The sequence below is a fragment of the Rhizobium vallis genome (assembly GCF_003985155.1).
Classification (GTDB): Bacteria; Pseudomonadota; Alphaproteobacteria; order Rhizobiales; family Rhizobiaceae; genus Rhizobium; species Rhizobium vallis.
Window position 1 is genome coordinate 1 of the sequence record NZ_ML133713.1, and the last position, 21,799, is coordinate 21,799.

A 21,799-nucleotide genomic window follows, 5' to 3' on the forward strand; every position below is an offset into this window, starting at 1 on the left:
ACGGCGTCAGTCGGGCATTCTTATGAATGTTCATTCGCGGCGATCCTTCCGACTCGAGGTGTGATAGCTCCAGTCTCCTAAATCCGCTTTGAATGGACAACCTCCCGAAAGCTCACAACTAGAGCCTGCGCGCTCCGAGTACGCCAAGTGGCGGAAACGCGAAGCTTTCATCTCGCGCAGCGTTGGAGCCGGTTGCGGCAATGGTATCTGCATCACGTGCCCGGGTCTGGTCCGAGCGATGAGTGCGGCCGGAAGTGGTTGTAATCGTCGGCCCAGCAATGGCGCTTCGGGCATAATCGCAGCCGAGGAACAGGCTTTGGTTGACCATCTCGTCCCGCATCCGGCCGTTGATGGGGAAGACGGCCCCGCTCCGAACCGGTTGGTCGTATGATGATGCGCCAACTCAAACAGGAGCCACTGATATGATCGCCAGCACGATAGGCCTTGATCTGGCCAAACATAACTTTCACGTCCATGCGGTGGATGCCGACGGTTCAGTGATCAAAACCGCGGCGCTCCGGCGAAGCGAGATGATCAAGTTCTTTCAGCGTGCAAGGCCATGCGTTGTTGGTGTCGAAGCTTGTGCCACGGCGCACTACTGGGCTCGGGAGCTGATGAAGCTCGGTCACGAGGTTAGGTTGATACCGCCTTCGTATGTGAAGCCGTTTGTACGGCGCGGCGCGAAGAATGACGCCGCGGACGCTGCAGCCATCTGTGAGGCTGTTCGGCGACCCGATATGCGCTTCGTTCCGGTAAAGTCTGAGGCTAACCAGAGCTTCCTGATGCTACATCGAGCTAGAGGTCTGCTGGTACGGCAACGGACCATGACGGTATGTGCGATCCGCGCTCATCTCGCCGAATTCGGAATCATCTTCGGCCAAGGTCGACAACGCATCGAGACCATAATGCCGATGATAGAGGAAGTTGCGGCCTCGTTGCCAGAACATGCTCGGTATGCGTTGACCAGCTTGATCGGATCTGTTGGCGAGTTGAACAAGCAGATCGACGGGATTGAGACGAAGCTAGCGGAAATCGGTCGTTCAGATCCGGTCTCAAATCTGCTTTCGTCGATCCCAGGGGTCGGCCCAATCACGTCTACGGCCATCGCCGCCACCATTCCGGACGCTAGGATGTTCCGCTCCGGTCGAGAGTTTGCAGCTTGGCTGGGCCTGACGCCGCGTCAAAACTCCAGTGGCGGCACCACTCGATTGGGAGGGATTACGAAACAAGGAGATGCCTACCTGCGTCATCTGCTCGTAATCGGCGCCAGGAATATAGTTCGGTATCCGAAAGCTCGAGCGAAGGTCGGGGGAGCTTGGATCGAAGCTTTACTACAACGACGACGTCCTATGATCGTGGCCGTCGCCGTGGCTAACAAACTTGCTCGGATCATCTGGGCGATGATGACAAGTGGAGAGATGTTCAGGGAGGCACGCGTCAAGACAGCATAGACAGGAAACCTCAGCGAACCGGCGTAAGGTGCAGAAGCAACAGATGGTCATCCAGCGGAGCTGGGGATCGAGCAAACCCGGAGAGCTTTAGGCGCCGCATTCAAGCGCGACCCGTTGATGAGGCCTCGATCCGCGTACTCCATCAGGGCCAGCGACCATGGTCTCGGTCGCAGACAAAGGCCGAATACATGAACGCACCCGAATGATGACCTAAACTTGCAGAAAGCCTCTTGCGCCCGCGGGGCCGTCTATACATGAAGCTCTCGACATTAGCGTTTTGCATCGGCTTCCCGGCGTGATGCCGTGCGACTCGACACTATGATCCTTCGACCTGGCAAGGATGGCATTCGAGGTGAATTCCGTGCCGTTGTCGGAGACGATCATCCCCGGTTTGCCGCGCCGTTCGATGAGGACCGACAGTTCGCGAGCGACGCGACGACGCAAGATCGAGGTGCACGGGATCGCCGCCAGGCATTCGCGGGTCACGTCTTCGACGAAGTTGAGCACGCGAAACCGCCTTCCGCAAGCGAACTGGTCGTGAACGAGATTCAGCGAGCTTCGGGCATTGGCCTTCGCTTCGACCAGGATCGGGCCACGCGTGCCGACAGTGCCGCCCCGGCTTTTCTGCTTGCGAACGGAAAGTCCTTCTTCGCGATAGAGCCCGTAGATGCGGTCGACCCCAACGGCGCTCCCCCCCCCCGCCGAAGCCGCCGGTCGCCGGTCGCCGGTCGCGAGGTCGCGCAATAGGGCGACTTCTTTATGATGTGGGCGCGCCTGCCCGACCAACGCTTCGATCTTTTGTCGCGCGTCATGCATGACCATGCACTCATCGGCGGCTCTAAACTGCGTGATGTCGTAGAGACAGTTCGGTTCTGCGACACCCAAACGATCGAGCTGCGCGAGCGCGCCGACCGTCCGGCGCGGCAGGCAACGTTGTGCCTGCGCTTCGGCCAGGCGACGATCAGGCGACCGCAAAACCTGCGCGAAGAAGGGCTGCCCGACGGGGTTAGGCTCAGTTGGGTCGAGGTCGTCGAACCGGACGCACCCGACGGTGTCGAGCCCTTGCATTGGCTGCTCTTGACCACCCATGCGCTCTCCAGTGCGACTGACGCCTGGCAGATCGTCGCTTGGTACAAGCAGCGCTGGATGATCGAGCAGTTCTTCCGGGTGATGAAGACGCAGGGCTTCAAGATCGAAGACAGCCAATTGCAGTTAGCGCCGCGGCTGGAAAAGCTCGTCGCCATCGCCGCCAAGGCCGCGGCAATCGTCCTCCAACTCGTGCAGGACCGCAGTGGCGGCGATCCTCACCCGGCAAGCCTGGCAGTCAGTCCCCACGAGATCAACACGCTCGCCGCCCTCGAAAGCCGCTTCAAGGGCAAGACCAAGCTGCAATCCAATCCCCATCCCAAAGCTTCGCTCGCCTGGGCCGCTTGGATCATCGCCAAACTCGGCGGCTGGAACGGCTATGCCTCCTCCAAGCCGCCTGGACCCATCACCTTCTTCAACGGACTCAAATACTGTGCCGATGGCTGGGCCTTGCGAGATAGGTATATGCCTCAGTCGTTCGGTGGAGAAATGTTCCACTGGATCATTTGCTTTTGGTCACGAACAAAATCCAGCGACCAGCGGGCAGAGCCTTCGCGTTGGCCAGGATCGGTGCGCGCGTGCCTGCAAGTTCGCTTACGGAAGGGGGTTTCGCGTGCTCAACATCGTCGATGACGCGACGCGAGAATGCCTCGCGGCGATCCCCGGACACCTCGATCTCCGGTCGTCGCCTCGCTCGAAACTCGCAATGATCTCTCCGACAACGGCACCAAACTCACCTCGAATGCCATTCTTGCCTGGTCAAAAGACCATAGGGTCGAGTGGCTCATTGCGTCACCTCGCCCAAGATAGCGGTTGATGAATTCTCCCAGTGTTGTGGAAGTGCCGCCGCGAATCAGCCCCGTAGATTCCGGCGCTGCGGATGGCAGCAGGTAGTTGTTCCTATTGCGTCCTATCCATGCGGCGCCATCGCCCACTCGCGATTAGCCGGCACAGCCGGCCGCCTTGCGATTTGCCGCGCCGGTGCCAATGAATTGATGAAAGGCGGCTGCCATTTCGTGCGAAGACTTCGCTCCTGGTCTTGTTCGTGCGCGACCTTGGGCGCGTTCGTATTGAGATCACGGTCTACTGTTCCCCTAAGAGGCGTCATTTGGCTCGGGAGCCAGACGGTAACCGGCACAATGCCTGCGACAAGCCGCCTTTGAAAGTTGGTGTTTTCCAAGAGGTTAGCTTGGTGGTCAGCTGACCACAACCGAAATCCTCAACGGCAGGAACAACGATCAGCCGCACTTACCCAGCCCTCAAACCGCCTTGCCCATTGGCCTTCAACAACGCCATTATCATCGGGCCAAGCGAGAATTCACCGCGCTCACTTCGGCGCGTTAGATCCCGCAGATAGCCTCCAGGAGAGTTGATGAAGTTAGCCCTTTCCAGGATGCACGCAATTGCCACCGCAGCATTCTCCGGTCCTAGCGCCTCGCAGGCATCCTGGTAGGCGGAAGGGCTTACCCCCAGCATAGATCGAACCACCACAGCGGCAGACATCAGATCTCGCCAGCTTCCCACGCCGCGCGGTGCATAGTCGCTGATCATCGGGCACGCCTTGAGCACCAATCCCAAGGGGAACGCCCTTTGCGATTCATTCTTCGGCTGAAGGCTCAAGCTCGCCTTTGCCCCCTGCTCCTTTTCGGAGCGTGGTTCAGATTCATTTATGGATTCGGGTTTTGAATTCTGTATGTGCTGCTCGATATGAGCAGCATTGGTGCTAATTTTTTCAGCATTCTCGAGGTTTTCCAAACGATTAAGCACTTCCTCACGGAGCATCTCCATTTCATTGAGAACGCTAGTGACCCCTTCAAGGGTCGGAACGCGCGGAATTCTGCTCGCGAGCGCAATGTAGATGTCCTCGGTCGTCTTCCAATCGCCGTCGGCGCCCTCGACCATTGCAGCAGTAATAAGTTTGCGAACATCCCGCCGGCAAATTGTAAGGCTCTCTTTGGCTTTCCTGAGCGAGGCTCTCTCGGCCGCCACTCTTTGCGCCAACATCGCCAACTCTTCCGATCGCGCCAGGAGGGGCGACAGGTCGAAGCCAAAAGCATTCTCGATCTGGCCATCGTCGCCCTTGCGGGCGAAGCGCTTGCCATTGGCGCTATCCTTACGGACGATCAACCCCGACTCCACCAGAATGGCAATATGCCGCCGCAACGTTGCGCCCGCCATTGCATGCGCCCGAAGCGCCAGTTGGGCATTCGAGGGGAAGACAATCAATTGTGCATCCTGACGCAACTCATTGTCAGGATAAAAACTCAAAAGTGCGTCAAGAACAGCCAGACTGTTCGACTGGATCTTGAGCAGTTCCATCGCGGCGGAAGCGTCTCTCAACACTTTCCACTTATCGGCAGCTTTTCCATGCTTGATTTCCATTGCCGCCTGGCGCCGCACGAGCGCAAGCGTCATTGGCCGCCGCCCGAACGGCGTCGCTACATTCCCCGACTGCATTGTCTCTCACCTTTCAGCAGGCAAAGGAAATTCGCTCACCAAAACGGCGCCAAAGACTCTTGACGAGGATTCGAGGAAATGCGATTCTGTTCTTGCTACAGAGACAGAAGGGCTTCCACGACGGCGACGTTGAGGGAGCTCTTTTCTTTTGCGGGTTACACTCCCTGTTTCCGTTGATGCTTTGCGCGATGCTCCTGGTAAAGCGCCGGCAAATGCTCGAGTACGAAAGCCGCGAAATCCGGCGTGGCTTTCCTGTCAATGGTAATTTCTAGCTTGCTCTTGCTCTGCGTGACCTGCGCAAGCCTGTCGCCATCGGGGGTCGACAGGACGTCTGGCAACCCGCGCGCAGTCCGACGCGGTTTCAGATGGTCGATCACTGCCTTGAACCGTTCCGACGACGGCAGCGCCTGCACCTCCTCCGAGGCAGCATATTTCGCAGCGCCTGCCGGAGGCGATGCTTTCTCAACCAGCTCTGCCAATTGCTGCCAACTTGGGCGTCCAACGCCTGGAGCGGCGCCGATGGCATCGATCAATTCAGAGGGGAGGGCGTCAACAAGCAGGAGCATCTTCGACAAGTTGCTTTTATCGATTGACATAGCCGCGATGACGATTTCTCGTGGAAACTGCTTGTTTAGCTTGTGTGCGAAACGTGCCTTTTCGATGAAGGTGAGGTCTTCGCGCTCATTGTTTTCCTGACCCTGTGCGACAACCAACTGCTCGTCCGTCAAGTCTCGAACAACCGCCTTGACCGGCAGTCCTAGCTCCGAAACGGCGCGCAGCCGGCGGTGTCCAAAGGCAACTTGGTAGTGCGCGGGTTTAACGGGATGAGGTCTCACAAGGATTGGGACCTGCTGTCCTTGCTCGCGGATGGATGCAAGAAGTCCTTCGATATCACCTTGCATGCGATCCTGAACGAAGGACGGCTCGATTGACGACGCGTTCAGTTCAACCACGGCCTGACCTTCGGCGAGACGCCGCTCGATCTCCTCGGCACGACCAAGACGATCATTTTGCTCGCGCAACGCGTTACCGATGTTTGCAGTCAGCTTCGTCGCTGGATCTCGTTCTTTTCTGGTCACGCCGAGAAGCGGCATGGAGCGAGTCTTTGCCGCTCTGTGTTCAGCAGCTGATGAGCTGTCGGGCGCGTCCGTGGTGACGTCAAGGAGGTGCTTCCGACTCATGTGGTTCTACCCCATGCTTTTTTGATTAGAGTTTCGATCTCGTCGTTGACGGCGTTCATCGCCTCTAAGGCCCGATCATAGGTCGAGCGCGTGAACTGTCCGCGCTCAACCTCAAAGAGGGTTTGATTCGTCAGGCCAGCGTCCGAAACGGCGGTCGTCTTGAGCATCGGAAAATTGAGGACATTTTCGCCGAAGATCGAACGCAGATAGCCCACCATCTGGTTCTGCGGGCCATCGCTCGGTTCAAAACGAGTGACGAGGTAGCGCATCCAATTGAACTTGAACTGGGCGCCTGCGTTCTCGATTTCCCGAAGGAGATTCGAGGTCATCGCCAGAAACTGGTTCATCGACATTACATCCAACATCTGGGGATGGACGGTGACGAGGATCGAGGTTGCGGCGGTCAGAGCTGAAAGCGTGAGATAGCCAAGTTGGGGAGGGCAATCGATAACGACGACATCGTAGTTGTCCGCGATGTCTTCGATGACCTGACTGATCCGACCGTAAAAAAGCGTGTCACCTTCCTTCCGGTTCATAAGCGCGCGCGGGGTATCGTGCTCAAACTCCATCAGTTCAAGATTGCCAGGAATTAGATGAAGATCCGGGATGTACGTTCCTCGGACAACCTGCTCGATTGGGACCTGCTCGTCATCATACCGGATGGCGCCATAGAGTGTTTCGTTCGGACCAACGTCAGTTTCTGGCTGACTGCCGAAGAGTGCGGAAAGGCTTGCTTGGGGATCAAGATCAATCGCGAGAATCCGGTAGCCACGCATTGCCAGGTACTGTGCCAGATGCGCGGCTGTCGTCGTCTTGCCCGAGCCGCCTTTGAAATTCATCACCGAGACGACTTGAAGCTGCTCCCCCGTGCGACGATGGGGCAGGTAGCGCCGGTTCCCGCGGCCAATCAGGTCCAGGTGCTTACGGATTGAATGAATATCTTCGATCGTGAACGTGCGTCGACCGCCAGGGCTCATACTAACGTGCAGTTCAGGCATTTCCGAAGCAGTTTGTCTAAGATAAGACTCACCGATGCCAAGCAATTTTGAGGCTTCTGACGGTGCAAAGGATCGAATGCCCTTTTCGGACGTCGGCGGGAAGACCTTGAGATGATGTGCTTGAAGTTGGCTGGAGAGAGCGTCAGCATGACGCTCCATCAATGCGGTCAACCCTTCGACGACCGGCGCTGTGTTTGCTGCGGTTTTCGCCATCTCAAAATCCATTTCCTGCAAGTGGCGGAACTTTTCGCGAAACCGCTAAAGTTCCGCCACTAGCTATTAGAGCCGATTCTGCATTTTGAGCAAGGGGTTTTAGGTTAACGAAAGGCTAACGTGGATAAACCCGGAACGTAGAGTAAATGGATTTTTCCGTTTATATCCTGCAGCTTAGCAAGACCGCGGTACCGATTGGTCATGGTGTGTTTTATTGTGAATCCTACAAATGTGCCCCGGCGATTTAGACGAAAAGCAGAAGACCTCGGCAAAGTCGGTGATCCCCTTGCCGCGACTCACTCGCACAAAACCGTAAGCATTCGACAACGGACGCCCGATTCCAATTCGTGCAGAGTTCCCGGCGCCTAACGGCGGCGGAGAAATTCATGCAGGTATTCGCGATCTCGACACCAAAAATTTACTACGAAGCGTAGCTGCTTCAGGACGATCATAGGCTACGTGCGAGGATCTTTTCCACTCGCACTTGGGATGTAGAAGTAGTCGACGAGTGCGAGGCAGATGGGGTTGACGCTCTCGCCCCGACTGCCATCCTGGATGTCACCGCGGCTGGACCACTTGCAGGATGTGCACGCGATTTGTCTGCGATGGGACCGACCATGCTGGTAGACGTATTTCCGTCTCTGCTCCCGAAGGGCCGCCTGAACGCCAATCCCCTGATGGTCTAGAGTTCTCGCTTTTGCGTCGACACCTCGAAGAGTGGAGGGGAGGGGAGGGGAGATGGTTCCGTTCACGAGGCAACGCTGACCTTGTTCGCCGGCATCGTAGAATGGTGCCTGGGAGGTGGTCTCAGCGAAGTCGTTGCGGTAACGGATATCAGGTTCGAGCGAACTCTTGCTAGCGTCGAATGGCCTCTCCCGCGCTTGGGGCAGCCAGAGAAGATCGTTGCCACCACCGCCATCGCAGGCACGCGTCCAGCAAACGCTGAGACCTTTCTGATGTTGCGGCCGCCCAACTACCGATCTAGTTGCCGTCATCCTTCTCGGTGCGACTCGGATTGTTGGTCTGTTCGGTTCGAACCGGTGCGCCACGAAGGATGAAGCTTTGGACGATGTGGCGATAGGCTCTTAGGAGGGTTCGCGCGGGCAGATGAGGGAAGGCGACATGGCATCTTCGCAGAGATGAGGATGCATCGAAGAACGGGCTGGTAAACCGCGGCTCGTGTTTGAGGCTGGTGGCATTGACGCGGCCCAAGCGCTCCACTCTACCTTCAATAGTTTCGTCGCTCCTTGCGCAAGGGAACACTTCTGCCGCTTGAAACGTCCTTTGCCGTTTGCGCCGACGATATCTCCGAGAAGCTTGTCAAGACCCAGGACATAAGCAAGCCCGCCAGCAAGGCACGTGATTTCATCAGCTTTCTGACTGCCGCCTGTGGTTGTTGGCTAGATTCTGGATGCAAGTAAGTGTACATATTAGGATAGTCGGTGTGTCGGGGAGCGAGAGGTCTCGTATGGAGGTTCGTGGACTCGTAATTACTTGCCCCCGCAAGGTTGAAGAATGGACATTGTCGGTTCCACTCGCCGTATCGTCCGAAGTCGGTGTGCGGATAGAGTTGTGTGGACTCTGCACACCGGAGCAACGCGTTTATCGGGGCGCCAAGCCGACTTACCCCTATTGGGGCGGGCACGAGTTGTCAGGCACGATCGTGTCTCTGCCGGACGATGTACCGGATGGCCTGCGCGTAGGAGACCGCGTTGCGGTGCTTTTAATGCGCAGATGCGGCCAATGTCGTGCCTGCCGCCTCGGACTGGACAACCACTGTGCATATTTAAATCCTAAAGCGAGAGGAGGGGTGCCGCAGGGGCCGGGGGGATTGGCCAATTTTGTGGGCGTACCCGCCTATCAGGTTTTTTCCGTACCTTCCTTTTTGGCTCCCGAGCGTGCCGCGTTAGTTGAACCTGTCGCCTGCGTGGCACGCGGCATAAATAGGGCGCGTGCAAAGGCTGGAGACACTGTGGCCGTCATCGGCGGAGGCACGATGGGCCTTCTCCATTCGATACTTCTGACAACCAAAGGATGCGACGTTTACCTTTTCGATGACGACGTGGCAACGCATGGGCCTGTGATGTCGACCGGCGCCCATGCAACGGGGTCAGTTCATTCTCTGTCTGATCCGAAACTCGTCGAGAAATTAACGGATGGCTGGGGCTTCGACTGCATCTTTTGCACGCGCTTCGGTGTCAGAGGCATTCAGGGGGCCATAGCTGCGGCGTCACGCGGTGCCAGGATTGTACTCTACCAATCGATTCCGACGTCCGATTTGTTATCGGTAGGCGCTAACTTTCTGCATTACCGGGAAATTGAACTGATCGGCACCATAGCCCAAAGCGCGGACGACGTGAGAAATGCCATTCGAACCATCGTTGAACACGCCGCACGCTTCGACGTGCTGCAGGTCAATCTTTGGCCCTCGTCAAACGCCCAAGAGGCATTCGAGCAGGCGCTCGATCCACGTGTTAATCGCGTGATGCTAGATTTCAGGTAATGCTTCTCAGCGTGCCTGCAGCGCGCCTGCAATTTCGTTGCCGATCGAGACTACTTCGACACTGTCGGGGAAATTGTCGGTACGTCCGACGCTGTCGGTCACAACGATGCGGTCGATCTGAGACCGTCCCCAGTTTTCGTTCAGCGACGGCGTGAATATGGCATGGGCTGCGGCAAGGGTTATCTTGCGAGCGCCTGCCGCTTTGAGATGTGCGGCGGCTGAAAAAGCCGTCTGACCACTGTTGATTTCGTCGTCAATCAGGATGATCGTCCGGCCAGCAACGTCCCCCAGAATCTCGACGCTCTCCCGAAAGTCATCATCGTCTCTGCGGTGCTTGCGCATGACAGCGAATGGGCAGCCGAGCAGGGCCGCCAAGTGCTCAGCTCGCTTCGCTCCGCCGAAGTCCGGTGAAACGACCATGTCGCCATCGACGGCCGCAGAACCGAGATGGCGAACTAGGGCGGGAGCGAACTGAAGATTGACGACAGGACAGGCAAATGCGGCGCACAGCTGAGGAACATGGAGTTCGAAAGTTATCAGCCGATCTATACCGAGCGTTTCGATAATCCCCGCAAGGATTCGCACCGGTACAGGTCCGCCGTCGAAGGCAGGGCGATCCGAACGCGAATATGGGAGGTAGGGAAGAACAGCGGTAATCGTGCGGGGACCCCGCGCCCGCACGGCACCAAGCGCTAGGAACAACTCGAAAAGACGATCATGAACGCTGTCAGGAAATGTTTGCACGACCACCACATTTCCGCCAAGCCCGCCGTCGCGCGGAGTGACAGCCATCTGGCCATTGCTGAACACCTGCGTGTTTAGGATCGTTATTCCTGACCGCGTGAGGGCCCGATGGACTGTTGACGCAAACTTTGCAGAGGTTTCGGTTGCTGCGATACGAAGGTCGTTCGCCGCAGGATCTGTACGATATGGTGACTCGGGCGCCATATTTACGCCAGCTCAAGATCGTTAACAGTGGGAATAGACAGCAGTTTGGGCAACACGTCGCCCCAATCATGTTGAAGTGGTACCTCGGTTTGATCAGGTCGAATGAGCTCTAGGAACTCGGACGGTATGTCTATCCCACAGATGCGCTTCATCTGCGTCAGGACGAAATATAACGCCGGCCTCATCTCGTATTTGTAACCTATCGCAGCGACCTCCGCCCAGCTAATATTCGCCATTTCTTTGTGTAGAACCGCATGAAGATCGCCGAACATCAATAGTCGAAGCGAATTATAAAGGAAGGCCTCGTGATAAAGCCTGGCCGAAAGGAACCAGACGGCGCCAGTCGCGGATTGGACCTGCAATATGCGGCCTAGACCGTTTGCAAGACGCACGCCTGACCATATGTCTTCGACATCGATGCCGACGGAGAGATTTACATGCATATCAATGAAGATGGGCATGTGCAGCTTCTTCGCGGAATCGATGTATCCCTTTACGTGGCGGTAGCGCAGCTGGCGTGGCACCGCGGGACCAGGGAACGGAGATTCAACGGATTCTATCCTTACAAACACCGGCAAGGAATAGCTTTCGCGGAAGGTTTCGTCATCGAGTTCCTTTCGTTCCGGATGCCAGTTGCCATTTGAAGGGTCGAAAATACCGTGCCGGTAGCCGAGATCGAACATGAGCCGCTGCACGCGCTGCGCGTCAGCGGGCTTGACCATGATGTCGAGATCGGTCATCGGCCGTAGGAGTGGATCGGGATAGTGGAGAAGCGCGAGATCTGGTCCCTTCACCAGGAACCAGGCGATGCCGGCCCGATCCAGCGCATCCATGATTTCTGGCAGATTGCGAAATTCGAGTGCGGACCTGACCTTTGACATGACAGTCCAGCACTGAACGTAATGCGCCGCCTCAGTAGGCAATAGTGTCAACAAATCGAGGCGGCGCAAGTGATTCTCAAGCAGCGGCACCGTCCGATTATGCTCGGCGCGCCATACCACATAGGGCCAGTTGACAGGCTCCTTGCAGAGACGAACCAAACGCTCTTCATCCTCGGGTCGTAGGTAGGCCCGGCAGGTGATCAGCAAAATAGAGTCTTCTGGTGACAACCGAAGCATCGCGGAGACTCCTGATACGGCTGCGTGATTTATTTCGAACTTTCCGGGCTGCCGAATTCGGCTAGTGTCTGCCTCAGGTCGGCGAACTGTTGTTCGAAGGAAGCGAAACTCTGGTCGACGTTTTGTCCAAGCAACTGTTCAAGGCTGAGCGTTTCTTCAGCGCGTTCCTCTTGTCCAGACATAAGCTTGTAAACCGAACTTACCGGCAGCAATCGCGACAAGAGTTCACCACCGCGGCCCGTCTGGGCGCTGTCCCGAATTTGCCGGATGCAACTTTCGGCAAGCAATCCGTCAATCACGATTACCAGCTTGCCATCCTCTTCGTCAACGGCGTAGCCAAACAGTCGGGAACTAGCCATTGCCGCTACCTCTGAACCTTCTTGAGGTCTTCCACTTCACTGCGTATCTGCAGCAATTGTGCCTGAGCCGAAAGAAGTTTGGCGAATGCGGCGGTAACCGCCTTTGCCGATTGTGTGTCGGAACCAGTCATCCTAACCGGTCCTCGCCCAATGCGGCGTCCTACAAGACCTGAATCGGCGGCGCGCGGCCAATTGGCTTTGCCAAATTTCTTCGAGGCGGTTATATCAACGTAGTAGTCTTGTAGTTCGCCGTTAGCAGCGAGTGAGCCGGATTTCGACCGTTGCGATCTGCGTGACACCTTTAGCGATTGCTCTAATTTTACAAGGCCAGCCGTCAATTGCTGAGCTTGGTCATCCAAACCCGCCTGCAGCCGGGCGAGTCCTTCCGCGAGACGAGAAATCACCTGGGCTTGCTGGGCGGCTGCTTTGTTGCCGGATCGTATCGCGTTGTTCGCAAGTGTGTGCGCCACACCCGCCGCACCTCGGAAAGCTCTGCTCATCCTCAATCCTCCACGTTATTTTTGTTGACCTGGTTAAATTACGTCGTCGACACAGCAATTATTACGTCGCGCCTCCTGCGTTAGTGAGTGTGTTGCGCAGCAGCCGCGATTTCCTCCGAGAAGTTATAGACAGGAGCTTCGGCGGCGGGCCGACGCTCTTTCGCTATAACTCCGCGGCGGTAGGTGGAATCTTTCGTCGGGTCCACCAGGGCGTACTCCGGAAAACCTCCGTTATTGTAAAGTTCCTGGCACAGCGGATAGGGCGCGTCCTTTTCACCATAGTGCGACCAGCTACTCATCTTGCAGACGCCGCGACAGACTGGATAAAACACGCAGTTGCCGCAGACGCCCTTAACCTCGCCACTCACCACCTCGCGTAGCTCATGGAAGAACGGGCTGTTGCGCCAGATTTCCATCAAGGGCATTTCGAAGGCATTGCCGGCGATCATTTCCGGATCATCGTAGGAGGCACTGCACATCGAAACTTGTCCGTTCGACAGTATGCCCAGTACGTTGTCGCCCCAACCGCAAGTATGCACGCCGTTCAGATACTTGAGAGGCATCAGAGCCGGCGGCAGAGTCATGTATGCAGCGCCACTCTCAAAATGGGGAGATTTCAAAAGATCGCCTATCAGTAGCTTGCATTCCTCCAAGCTTATCGCATTGTCCTCATGGCTGCGCGCGTTGCCCATCGGATGTATGTTGAGCAGCGTCCGATGCTTCTTGATGCCCCAGCCGAGCACCAAATCTATAATCGAAATCACCTTGTCATAGTTGTTGCGATAGGCAGTCGTCGTTACCACCGTAGAGATGTCAGTTTTTCCAAGCCGCTGCAGGACAATCGCAGTCTTGGCGAACGCACCCGATTTTGCTCTGAAAGCGTCGTGCGCCTCTGGGTCGAAATGGTCGAGGCTGATGAAGACCGTCAAATTGGGGAGCCTACTTAGCTGCTCGATCGTGAACTCGTCAAAGAGGGTTCCATTCGTCTCGAAAACCAGCTCCTTCAGCCCACAGGATGCGAGATATTCCATGACTGCCATGAATTCCTTGTGAACCATCGGTTCACCCCCGGAAACCTTAACCTTGCGCAGCCCATTGGGTAGTGCTTGCTCGATCAGTCCTTGGATCGCCTCCAGGTTGAAATCAATGCCCTTGGCCTTGGGCCCGACGCCTGCGATATAACAGTGGTGGCATCCCAAATTGCACTTGCGGGTTAGAAACAGATAGATCGTTTTAATTTCGTTTTCCGAGACGACTCGTTTCGAAAGTTCACTTGTGACGAGGGCCTGTAGCGTCTGACTGGCTACATGCACGTCCTGCGGTGTCGAAAGCCAATCAGGGGTATTCATGCGCTTGCCTCCTTACGTCTATGTTGCTGCGCTAGCACGTCATCGCACTGATCACTGGTGCGTCGTCCAATTGACGCCTGCCTTTCAAAACTTCGATTTCGAGTATGAATGCGTATCCGGCGATCTCTCCGCCTTGGGACTTGACAAAATTCCCAGTCGCCCGAGCAGTGCCACCCGTCGCTAGAAGGTCATCAGCAATCAGGCATCGCAGGCCGTCACCGATGAGGCCGGCAGTTACCTCCAGGGTTCCGGAGCAGTATTCACAGCTGTATTCAAATGAGAGGACGTCCCCCGGCAGTTTACCGGGTTTCCTTACCATGATGAAACCGCAACCGAGCCTATCAGCCAATGAGGCGCCCAAGATGAAACCACGCGCATCAACCGCCAAAATGGCATCGATTTCTGTTCCCGACACTTGGCTTGCGACGGTAGAAACGACTTCGCCCAATGCACCTCTACCAGCCAGCATAGGCGCTATATCCTTGAACAAGATCCCGCCTATCGGAAAGTTAGGAAATTCTCGTAATGCTTCTACACCGGATTGGTTAATCCGTGACGCCCCGCTATTTGGAACAGCTACAATCATTTTACTATCCCCCACATGTAACCATCTAAGAGCCTCGTAAGGTGCGATGGCCTCGCGCACTTTGTGGCCAGCCACCAGATGAGGCCCTGGCAAGCTTATCAGCGGCGGCCGCCGCCGCGCCTACCACGTTCCTCCGGGCCGGCACGGGTCCGCTCTCTGACCAGATCACGCCGGAATTCGCCAGCGCCGCGAACAGATGAAACATCAGTCGGCCGCATAATGTTGTCTCCTCGAAAGCGGCTCCGATCATGATTCGTCCAGCCCTGATCTTAGTGCCGAGTCAACTTTACGTCGCTTTGGGGTTCGTCAGGACCTTGTCAAAAGCATCCTTGACCGGCTTTGAGATTTCCTCCACCGCCCTGCTTGAGAGCTCCCGGACTTCCTTGGCGTGCTGCAAACTTGTCTCAACCCGCTTGCGGAAAAAGGCCGACTGCTGTTCGAGGATCTGCGACGGCGAATTCGCGCCCAGCAAAGCTTGCAAATGTGAGAAGCCGGCCTCGGCGTCGGCTTGCAGTGCAGCGATCGTCTTCCACCACAATTCGTTGCCGAATAGACTTGTCGTTTCGAGGATCGGAGGCAGCATTTTCTGTGTCGCTTCAGCGCCGGACGCAAATTTCAAAAGAGCCTCTGTCACCTGCTTGTTCCCCTTTTCAACGGATGCGCCGAACTGATCTGGCACCTTGAGCGGCGATGACCCCGGGTTTTCGATCGTTTCAAATGATCTTTCGGAAATCTTGGTCATTGCATTTTCCTTCTCTTTGAGTTGGTTGCAAGCTGTGACATCGGGATTGACCCCTTCCGCCGGCGGACTATGCATGGCCGCTTTGGTAGAACGCGGATCCGATGACGAACGGTCAGGTGGCCTCCGTTCCGTTCGTTTCATGAACCGGCATCATGCAGACTGCTTTCTGCCGCTTGTAACCAGGGATCAGCAAACACCATGCCAACTGCTCCGACGCGCCAAGAAGATGATTTTCGTTTATCGATGGGCGGGTTGAGGGCAGGTTGATGTGTATTTGGCGGAGAGACCGGCGAACAAAACGTTCCAGTCACGACAAATCTGACAAAAGTGGCGAATGCCCGACATTTGCGAAAAATGTCGACGGTTGCGCTGGGGACAAGGGAATTCACGCGGACTTCAAATCGCGCCAAGGATCATGTGCCTGTTCGTGGCTAAGGGGCGTTACTCGACTTCTCGTGAACGTCCCTGGCGGTCTTATCAACCCTTGTCCTGGTTCCTGCTTTGCACCACCTTCCGCTTGGAGCCATGAAGAGGGTCGTTGTTTCGATAATTTGAGGATGGGCTGCTTGGCGATTTGTTCGTAGCCCAGCTCGGGTCCATACGTCTCGGTACGGTTCGCCTGCCTATCCTGTTCACGGCACTTTCGAACATAAGACCGAACGTCATCAGAGCGATCGCTGTGATGCGCAACATATTTCATTTGGTACGACGTTTGCTGGTGATCGGTGACGCTGGTTGACCATAGGCTCTGATGCCGATCTCGTCGGACAAGGACGCAATTGAAGTCAACTACGGAGGTTTTCGGGACCTGACACGATGATTGGTTCGGTGCATGCGGAACGCTTGGCGGCACGAGGATGACACCGAAAAGTACGTGGGGTCTAATCAATGGAGTGAAAAATGAAAAAGTATGTTTGCGAATTCTTCGGGACCTTCACACTTGTCTTCCTCGGCTGCGGCACATTGCTTTATATGCGTCAAGAGGTGGGCCTGTTGGGTGTCGCTTTAGCCTTCGGGACGACCGTGGTTGCAATGGCCTACACGATTGGCCCAGTCTCGGGCGCGCATCTCAATCCGGCGGTCAGCCTGGGTTTCCTCGTGTCGCGCCGATTGAGAGTGTGGGACTTTCTCGCGTATGTCTCCGCCCAATGTGCAGGAGCTATCGCGGCGGCAGGCACGCTCTACCTTATCGCTATGAACAAGGTCGGCGGTTACGATATCACCCTAGAAGGTTTCGCCCAAACCGGCTGGGTAGTCTACGGATGGAGAGCTGCGTTCCTATTCGAGTTTATCGCCACGTTCCTGTTCGTAACTGTATTCCTCAAATGCACGGCTGGACGCGGCGCTGTTGCACGATTGGCGATTGGACTTGCCTTAGTTGCGATCCACCTTGGCGGTATCACCGTTTCGGGTTCTTCTGTGAATCCAGCACGATCGATCGGCCCAGCACTTTTCGCAGGAGGGGCGGCACTCTCTCAACTCTGGCTTTATATATGTGCGCCAATGCTCGGCGCTATTGCGGCCGGCCTTCTTCAGCTCAGGGGGATCGTCGCGTCAAGCGAGCCGCAAAGTCTGCGCCAATTTGAATCGCGCGAAATGACCAGCGACATATCCAGCCCGGTTTCATTCTTTCGCCACCGAAGGAGAGGTATCCCAAAAAGGGAAAGCCACTGATCGAGGAGGGGGTCTCGACCTTGACAGGGGAGCGCATCCCCAGACACTGGCCGTTGCATCCCGCATATCTTGACGCTTACTGCGATCTTCCTACGGATTGGGACCACGGTCGTCTCTGACGTATCGACAAACGTCGCATACGGATCGACAATGGCAGCCCAACGTCCAGCTATCATTGGCGGCGATCCAAAACGGCGGCGATCGCGGCCAAAGCCTCGTGTATCGCGATACTCACCGACCTTCCGCTCAAGGTTGTCAAGGGTCCGCGATACTCATCCATACCGCAGATGCGTGTCATTAGGAGCATGAATTTTACAATGGTGAGGCTGCCATATAGGACACGTTGGGCGGCGGATCTAATGGAGCAAATCTCCAGCGTCCGGGGGTTGCGCTGGGGTGCCGATCCACACCCAAGCGCCGGTAGGTGATAGACGATACCCACAGCGGCTAGGAGCCATTGAATCGGCAATATGTTCTTTTGATACGGTGTCGCGCAAGTTTGGCATGGAGAATCATATGCAATCGCAACAATAGCCGAGTGCAGAGTCAAGCAGCGCTACTTGCATACGCGCAAATGTCCGTTAGAAGATTTCGACGACGTGGCAGCCCAAGCAGTTGCGCGGCAGCGAGTTTAGGCGGGGCGTACGTTGCGGCGAAAAACAGCCAATGGACACGCCGAAAACGGCTACTGGGCCTAAGTCGCCACGGTCGCCCTGTGAACTTGGAACCCAGGCAAATTGTATGACCGTTGGCCGTCGTTCAGCATGCCGAAGTCGGAGCGCTGATCGGAAGCTGGATTAGCCTGCATGATGAACGAGAGGTTGGAAAATGCCGCTTTCAAAGGCTCCCGTAGGCATCGTGAGATGTTGAGAATGCGAGCAAGAATTGTAGGTGGAAAGACAGTGCCTGAGGCGCCAGAGGCCGACGATCGCGATCTAGCTTTAGACTTCGCCAAAGGAATACTCATTGTCTTGGTGATTTTCGGTCACCTGATACAATATATCTTTTACGAGGGTGATGGCTTCTGGGATTCGGCATGCTTCAAATCGATCTACATGTTTCACATGCCTCTCTTTATGGCGATAAGCGGATATCTCTCTAGATCAGGGCTACTAGGCAAATCGTTCAGGCAAGCCATCGGTGATCGCGCGCTGCAGCTCCTGGTGCCGACGCTGTTCTGGTTCACCCTTTTGGAGGCAGTCAAATTGCTCATGTTTCCCCGGCCGCCGGACGCACCTGGCAACCTGTTGCAATTCATGCACGATTTCGTCGGCACATACTGGTTCATCTGGGCTGCGTTTGCTTCTTTTCTTTTGGTCAAACTTATTTCGATCTTCAACTCCGGGTCGGCACGCTCTTTGCTTGTCTCATCCATACTGGTCGCAGTTGCCCCCGTGACGTTTTCTATATTCCCTCTCATAAAGTACACCTATCCCTTTTTCTGCATGGGATTTTCATTTGCGCAGTCGAGAGATTGGTGGACGAGCATAATGCGGTATCATAAGCCACTCCTGATGATGTCCGCCTCTATCGCGGCTAGCTTGTGCTTCATGGCGTGGCGCGAGGACACCTATGTCTACAACAATCTCGCCTTAATCCAGGATCTGCAGTCGGCAAAAGATATCCTTCTGATGTTTTTTGGCTCGACAGTGGCCTCTGCAGTGATGATCGAGATTCTGCTTCAATCCTGGAAATTGGACGCTCGAACCGGGTGGTTCGCTTTATCGCCGTGGAAGTGGGGCAGAGCACGCTCGTGTTGTACCTGGTGCAGGCTACGGTATTCCGTCTCATGGATTTGATACATTACGGAGAACAATGGGCTCCCACAATGAGGTCTGGCGCGGCGGGAATTCTCGGGACGATGATCATTGCCGTAGCACTAGCAGTTCGCTGGAGCGTGCGCGACATTCCCTATCTGTCCCAGCTCATGCTTGGAACGCCACCCCGCCTCGTTCGTTTGCCGAGCAATCCTGCGAATAACTAGCGGTGTTCAATTCTCAACCTAAACTTCGTCAGCAAGCAAGCATGCCAAGGCACGCGTTAAGGGGCCCATTTTTAAAGGATCCTTTTGCACGAAGATCGGCTGAGGTCCGACTGATGTGCCAATCACGTATCGAGAATCCGCAAACCCCTCCGCGCCCAATGCTCCGCGACGACGCGGGCGCTTGACCCCCAGGGTATCGACTCCACCCTCTTTGAGGTTGCCAAAGATTCGGTTTGCTTCGCACTTGTTTGGGGTCCGCTTGCCGCCAGGTCCCGTTGTCCCTGCTAAAATCGCGAGCGTTCGCTAAGGTACCAGAAACGCTTTTCCGGCCTGTGCTAAGCAATGACCGGAAACAGCGAGTATCGCCTCAGCGGTCACACCGAGGCAGCACTGCTCCATGACGGCCGCTGCCACAGTCATCCTCTTGCCGGCGCCGACGGTACCGGCCAGCTAGGTCGTGCCGGCAGCATGATCCCCCGGGTGCCGTGTTCTGGTGCGGATAGAGAGTGAACGCGGCCGACGCACGCCGGCAACTTAAGATACACGCCGCCGAGGCGCCCAGGGGCTGGTTGTTGAAACGGTCCTAAAACCTTGCGGCCGGTCGATCCGGTGGGCATCGGACCAGGACCCGGCCCTGAAGGGCCATCTGATCTTCGTGAGCTTCCCCTTTGCCGGCTACGTCTAACAGCCGTTCACTGTGGAAATTCAGAGCGTTGTTGAGCTGTCGCCGGCGTCGCGGGGGCCTATGCCTGCATTCCATTTGCCCGCGGCATTCCCCCAAATGACGGCGCTAACTGTCGAGGAAGGGAGCTCCAGCCAGTGATGCATGCGGGTCTCGGAGTCCATCACTGGGAGGCGCTGTGATCGCCAAGCAAAGAAGATCGACCGGCTGCACCTCGGCAAGCGGCCGGACATTGCGCCCAATCCGCGAATTGAGAGCGGAGCGGCTTCGGCGGGTGTCATTTGTTGCTGACGTGGCCGGAGAATAGGTTCCGCCGCTGCACCGGGATGCCATTTCTTCGATCCCCACCGCGTCTTGTCCGGTTCACGACAACGTTGTCCTCGATCAATTCTTCATGGGCTAGCTAAGAAGCTGGAAACAATACAGATGCCGTGTTCCGAACCTCAGCGGAGGAGACTGGCATGAGTCTTGAACTCCCAGAACTACGCGGCGGGCAATCGCCTGGTGGAACGTGTGGCGTCCGGTCGAAGTCGATTTGAACCTTGAAGGGAAAATACATGGCAGGTCTGCATCAGTTCGCACGGAAAAGGGGGTATCGGCAAGTACACGGCCTCTCAAGATACTCTCACTGTCCTTGTCGACCTCGAAAAGCTGATTCCACCCCCCGCCTGATCCTCAATTCGAAAGCCCGAGACACGGTTTTACACCTGGCGGCGAATAGGTTGGTTGAGGGTGGAGTTCGCGGCGAAACCTACCGCCACTGGACTATCGCGACGGGAATCTCGCTTGTGAAGCGCTTTTCGTCAAGCCCGCCAGCGTTGCCCGCCGCTTGCCGTTGTTGTTGCGGCCGCCCCGTTTCGAGGGGCCATGTCATTCGTCCGGGCCAAGTTGCGTCGCCACAGGTCCCATCTGCCGCACCATTTTAAGGGATGGTGTTACCGGAAGCGGGTGTGGCCCTTAGTCAAACCGCATCCAACACTCAGGAGGATTTTAACTGATGTCAAACGTCACCCCTGTCCCCAACAATGCTCGATTAGATGAGAAAGATGCTCTCGCCACGCCTTTCATTAAGTGCCTCTTGCGTCTGATGCGTGCTCAAGACACCTTTGAATTGTGGCAAGAGAAATCGGACACCGATTTGCTCTGTGATTTCATCGTGACGAGGCAGCAGCGTAGGGCGATTCCTCTCATCGGGGGACCTGACCTAGAGGTGCAGTGGCGGCTTGAGATCTTCTATGCCGCCGTAGCACTTGCTATAGAGGAGCAGTCCGGACTGATGGCGTCACCGGTGTTGACTGTGAACCATGAGGGATTCGGTCGGATATTACTCACGGCGGGGCGGCTCGTAGTACTCTCGAAGACGCTCCGCGACGTACATCGATTTGGCTTCGACAACCTCCAAAAGCTCGCCGAGGCGGGAACTGGCCTGGTCGATAATGGCTTAACAACAATTAAGACCTATTCAGATGTAGCGCGCGTTTAAGTGCGGTTGAAACGGCTCATATAGGGCGGAATTCTTCGCTAATCTGCCCAGCAATCAAGCAATCCGGGGGTGTGCCCTAGCGTTCTTGGCGCGGGGGGGGGGCGACATGGAGGAACCTGCATGACAGTGCGTTCACTACTCACTACGGCTCCTCTTTGGCTCCGGCGTATCTCACAAGCACTGATCAAGCGACGTGTATTGGCTGCGCCCCTTGTTTTCTGGTCTGCCAGTGTTCGGCAGGAAGGTAGGTGGTTGGCCTTCAAATGACCTGCCACTGAATTTTCATCCGGCGGCGATTAGAGCCTCGGCGGTCTTGAACCGCTCCCAAACGTTGGACCACCGGATGCTAGAGTTTTCCGGCTTCATTCAGGGAGGCGGGCTGGTTGCGCCTCCCGAATTCACCAACGAGATCGGCACCTTGTTGCCGATCGCACCATGAGGTCTTTCCTCATTGTAGTATCTACGCCAATCCTCCATCTTTTCGC

16 protein-coding genes and 5 pseudogenes are annotated in these 21,799 nt (G+C 56.2%); 8 read left to right on the plus strand and 13 right to left on the minus strand.

The window, feature by feature from the left end; all coding sequences use genetic code 11:
- Positions 1-118: 118 nt before the first annotated feature.
- A pseudogene (locus EFQ99_RS35935) lies at positions 119-352 on the minus strand (integrase core domain-containing protein); the annotation flags it as partial.
- 70 nt (positions 353-422) lie between these two features.
- Here EFQ99_RS35935 and EFQ99_RS33610 point away from each other — a divergent pair.
- Positions 423-1,451, plus strand: a complete 1,029-nt coding sequence (locus EFQ99_RS33610; RefSeq protein WP_037175911.1) for an IS110 family RNA-guided transposase — start codon at positions 423-425, stop codon at positions 1,449-1,451.
- 256 nt (positions 1,452-1,707) lie between these two features.
- On the opposite strand, the pseudogene EFQ99_RS33615 reads toward EFQ99_RS33610, so the two are convergent.
- Positions 1,708-2,132: pseudogene (locus EFQ99_RS33615) on the minus strand (DDE-type integrase/transposase/recombinase); the annotation flags it as partial.
- Positions 2,133-2,213: 81 nt separating this feature from the next.
- Between EFQ99_RS33615 and EFQ99_RS33620 the strand changes: the two are divergent.
- Both EFQ99_RS33620 and EFQ99_RS33625 read left to right on the plus strand, forming a co-directional pair.
- Positions 2,214-3,170, plus strand: coding sequence for an IS4 family transposase (locus EFQ99_RS33620; protein WP_342028410.1), 957 nt, complete (start codon positions 2,214-2,216; stop codon positions 3,168-3,170).
- Positions 3,124-3,335: pseudogene (locus tag EFQ99_RS33625) on the plus strand (IS3 family transposase); the annotation flags it as partial. The gene EFQ99_RS33620 and the pseudogene EFQ99_RS33625, both read left to right, overlap by 47 nt.
- 450 nt (positions 3,336-3,785) lie before the next feature.
- Here EFQ99_RS33625 and repC read toward each other — a convergent pair.
- The 3 genes from repC to repA all read right to left on the minus strand — a co-directional run bounded on the left by repC (position 3,786) and on the right by repA (position 7,386).
- Positions 3,786-4,994, minus strand: a complete 1,209-nt coding sequence (gene repC / locus EFQ99_RS33635) for a plasmid replication protein RepC (RefSeq protein ID WP_097603683.1) — start codon at positions 4,992-4,994, stop codon at positions 3,786-3,788.
- Between the two features lie 155 nt (positions 4,995-5,149).
- On the minus strand, positions 5,150-6,175 hold the full coding sequence (gene repB / locus EFQ99_RS33640) for a plasmid partitioning protein RepB (RefSeq protein ID WP_004672729.1): 1,026 nt from the start codon (positions 6,173-6,175) through the stop codon (positions 5,150-5,152).
- A complete protein-coding gene (gene repA, locus EFQ99_RS33645; RefSeq protein ID WP_011053501.1) occupies positions 6,172-7,386 on the minus strand; it encodes a plasmid partitioning protein RepA in 1,215 nt (404 codons plus the stop codon). Before repA ends, repB begins: the two co-directional genes overlap by 4 nt.
- 434 nt (positions 7,387-7,820) lie before the next feature.
- Here repA and EFQ99_RS33650 point away from each other — a divergent pair.
- Positions 7,821-8,444 (plus strand): annotated as a pseudogene (locus EFQ99_RS33650) (acyl-homoserine-lactone synthase).
- A 410-nt stretch (positions 8,445-8,854) separates the two neighbouring features.
- Positions 8,855-9,889 carry a zinc-dependent alcohol dehydrogenase gene (locus tag EFQ99_RS36115; protein WP_011053500.1) on the plus strand — a complete coding sequence of 345 codons (1,035 nt, stop codon included), beginning with the start codon at positions 8,855-8,857 and terminating at the stop codon, positions 9,887-9,889.
- A gap of 6 nt (positions 9,890-9,895) precedes the next feature.
- On the opposite strand, the gene prs is transcribed toward EFQ99_RS36115, so the two are convergent.
- The 7 genes from prs to EFQ99_RS33695 form a co-directional block, all read right to left on the minus strand.
- The gene (gene prs, locus EFQ99_RS33660; protein WP_011053499.1) at positions 9,896-10,837 is read right to left on the minus strand and encodes a ribose-phosphate diphosphokinase; all 942 of its coding nucleotides are present in this window, start codon (positions 10,835-10,837) and stop codon (positions 9,896-9,898) included.
- Positions 10,838-10,839: 2 nt separating this feature from the next.
- Positions 10,840-11,955 carry a nucleotidyltransferase family protein gene (locus EFQ99_RS33665; protein ID WP_004672715.1) on the minus strand — a complete coding sequence of 372 codons (1,116 nt, stop codon included), beginning with the start codon at positions 11,953-11,955 and terminating at the stop codon, positions 10,840-10,842.
- Positions 11,956-11,984: 29 nt separating this feature from the next.
- On the minus strand, positions 11,985-12,314 hold the full coding sequence (locus EFQ99_RS33670; protein WP_004672714.1) for a hypothetical protein: 330 nt from the start codon (positions 12,312-12,314) through the stop codon (positions 11,985-11,987).
- Between the two features lie 5 nt (positions 12,315-12,319).
- Positions 12,320-12,814 carry a hypothetical protein gene (locus tag EFQ99_RS33675; protein ID WP_004672713.1) on the minus strand — a complete coding sequence of 165 codons (495 nt, stop codon included), beginning with the start codon at positions 12,812-12,814 and terminating at the stop codon, positions 12,320-12,322.
- An 80-nt stretch (positions 12,815-12,894) separates the two neighbouring features.
- Complete coding sequence (locus EFQ99_RS33680; protein WP_004672712.1) at positions 12,895-14,163, minus strand: radical SAM/SPASM domain-containing protein; 1,269 nt, start codon at positions 14,161-14,163, stop codon at positions 12,895-12,897.
- 31 nt (positions 14,164-14,194) lie between these two features.
- A complete protein-coding gene (locus EFQ99_RS33685; protein WP_004672710.1) occupies positions 14,195-14,749 on the minus strand; it encodes an adenine phosphoribosyltransferase in 555 nt (184 codons plus the stop codon).
- A 286-nt stretch (positions 14,750-15,035) separates the two neighbouring features.
- Positions 15,036-15,491 carry a phasin gene (locus tag EFQ99_RS33695; RefSeq protein WP_041684036.1) on the minus strand — a complete coding sequence of 152 codons (456 nt, stop codon included), beginning with the start codon at positions 15,489-15,491 and terminating at the stop codon, positions 15,036-15,038.
- A gap of 900 nt (positions 15,492-16,391) precedes the next feature.
- Between EFQ99_RS33695 and EFQ99_RS33700 the strand changes: the two genes are divergently transcribed.
- The 3 genes and pseudogenes from EFQ99_RS33700 (at position 16,392) to EFQ99_RS33720 (ending at position 21,314) form a co-directional block, all read left to right on the plus strand.
- Positions 16,392-17,165 (plus strand): aquaporin, encoded by a 774-nt coding sequence (locus EFQ99_RS33700; RefSeq protein ID WP_004677031.1) that lies wholly within the window; start codon positions 16,392-16,394, stop codon positions 17,163-17,165.
- An 872-nt stretch (positions 17,166-18,037) separates the two neighbouring features.
- Positions 18,038-19,149, plus strand: a pseudogene (nolL, locus tag EFQ99_RS33705) (nodulation factor fucose acetyltransferase NolL).
- Between the two features lie 1,679 nt (positions 19,150-20,828).
- The gene (locus tag EFQ99_RS33720; protein ID WP_004677039.1) at positions 20,829-21,314 is read left to right on the plus strand and encodes a NifX-associated nitrogen fixation protein; all 486 of its coding nucleotides are present in this window, start codon (positions 20,829-20,831) and stop codon (positions 21,312-21,314) included.
- A gap of 366 nt (positions 21,315-21,680) precedes the next feature.
- Here the strand turns inward: EFQ99_RS33720 and EFQ99_RS33725 are convergent.
- On the minus strand, positions 21,681-21,799 hold a 119-nt coding region (locus EFQ99_RS33725; protein ID WP_148669430.1), incomplete at its 5' end, for an integrase core domain-containing protein.

Bases quoted from the DNA above. Each gene is read 5' to 3' on its own strand.
- EFQ99_RS33610 (WP_037175911.1), top strand. From the start codon at position 423: ATGATCGCCAGCACGATAGGCCTTGATCTGGCCAAACATAACTTTCAC.
- EFQ99_RS33620 (WP_342028410.1), top strand. From the start codon at position 2,214: ATGTGGGCGCGCCTGCCCGACCAACGCTTCGATCTTTTGTCGCGCGTC.
- repC (WP_097603683.1), bottom strand. From the start codon at position 4,994: ATGCAGTCGGGGAATGTAGCGACGCCGTTCGGGCGGCGGCCAATGACG.
- repB (WP_004672729.1), bottom strand. From the start codon at position 6,175: ATGAGTCGGAAGCACCTCCTTGACGTCACCACGGACGCGCCCGACAGC.
- repA (WP_011053501.1), bottom strand. From the start codon at position 7,386: ATGGCGAAAACCGCAGCAAACACAGCGCCGGTCGTCGAAGGGTTGACC.
- EFQ99_RS36115 (WP_011053500.1), top strand. From the start codon at position 8,855: ATGGAGGTTCGTGGACTCGTAATTACTTGCCCCCGCAAGGTTGAAGAA.
- prs (WP_011053499.1), bottom strand. From the start codon at position 10,837: ATGGCGCCCGAGTCACCATATCGTACAGATCCTGCGGCGAACGACCTT.
- EFQ99_RS33665 (WP_004672715.1), bottom strand. From the start codon at position 11,955: ATGCTTCGGTTGTCACCAGAAGACTCTATTTTGCTGATCACCTGCCGG.
- EFQ99_RS33670 (WP_004672714.1), bottom strand. From the start codon at position 12,314: ATGGCTAGTTCCCGACTGTTTGGCTACGCCGTTGACGAAGAGGATGGC.
- EFQ99_RS33675 (WP_004672713.1), bottom strand. From the start codon at position 12,814: ATGAGCAGAGCTTTCCGAGGTGCGGCGGGTGTGGCGCACACACTTGCG.
- EFQ99_RS33680 (WP_004672712.1), bottom strand. From the start codon at position 14,163: ATGAATACCCCTGATTGGCTTTCGACACCGCAGGACGTGCATGTAGCC.
- EFQ99_RS33685 (WP_004672710.1), bottom strand. From the start codon at position 14,749: ATGATTGTAGCTGTTCCAAATAGCGGGGCGTCACGGATTAACCAATCC.
- EFQ99_RS33695 (WP_041684036.1), bottom strand. From the start codon at position 15,491: ATGACCAAGATTTCCGAAAGATCATTTGAAACGATCGAAAACCCGGGG.
- EFQ99_RS33700 (WP_004677031.1), top strand. From the start codon at position 16,392: ATGAAAAAGTATGTTTGCGAATTCTTCGGGACCTTCACACTTGTCTTC.
- EFQ99_RS33720 (WP_004677039.1), top strand. From the start codon at position 20,829: ATGTCAAACGTCACCCCTGTCCCCAACAATGCTCGATTAGATGAGAAA.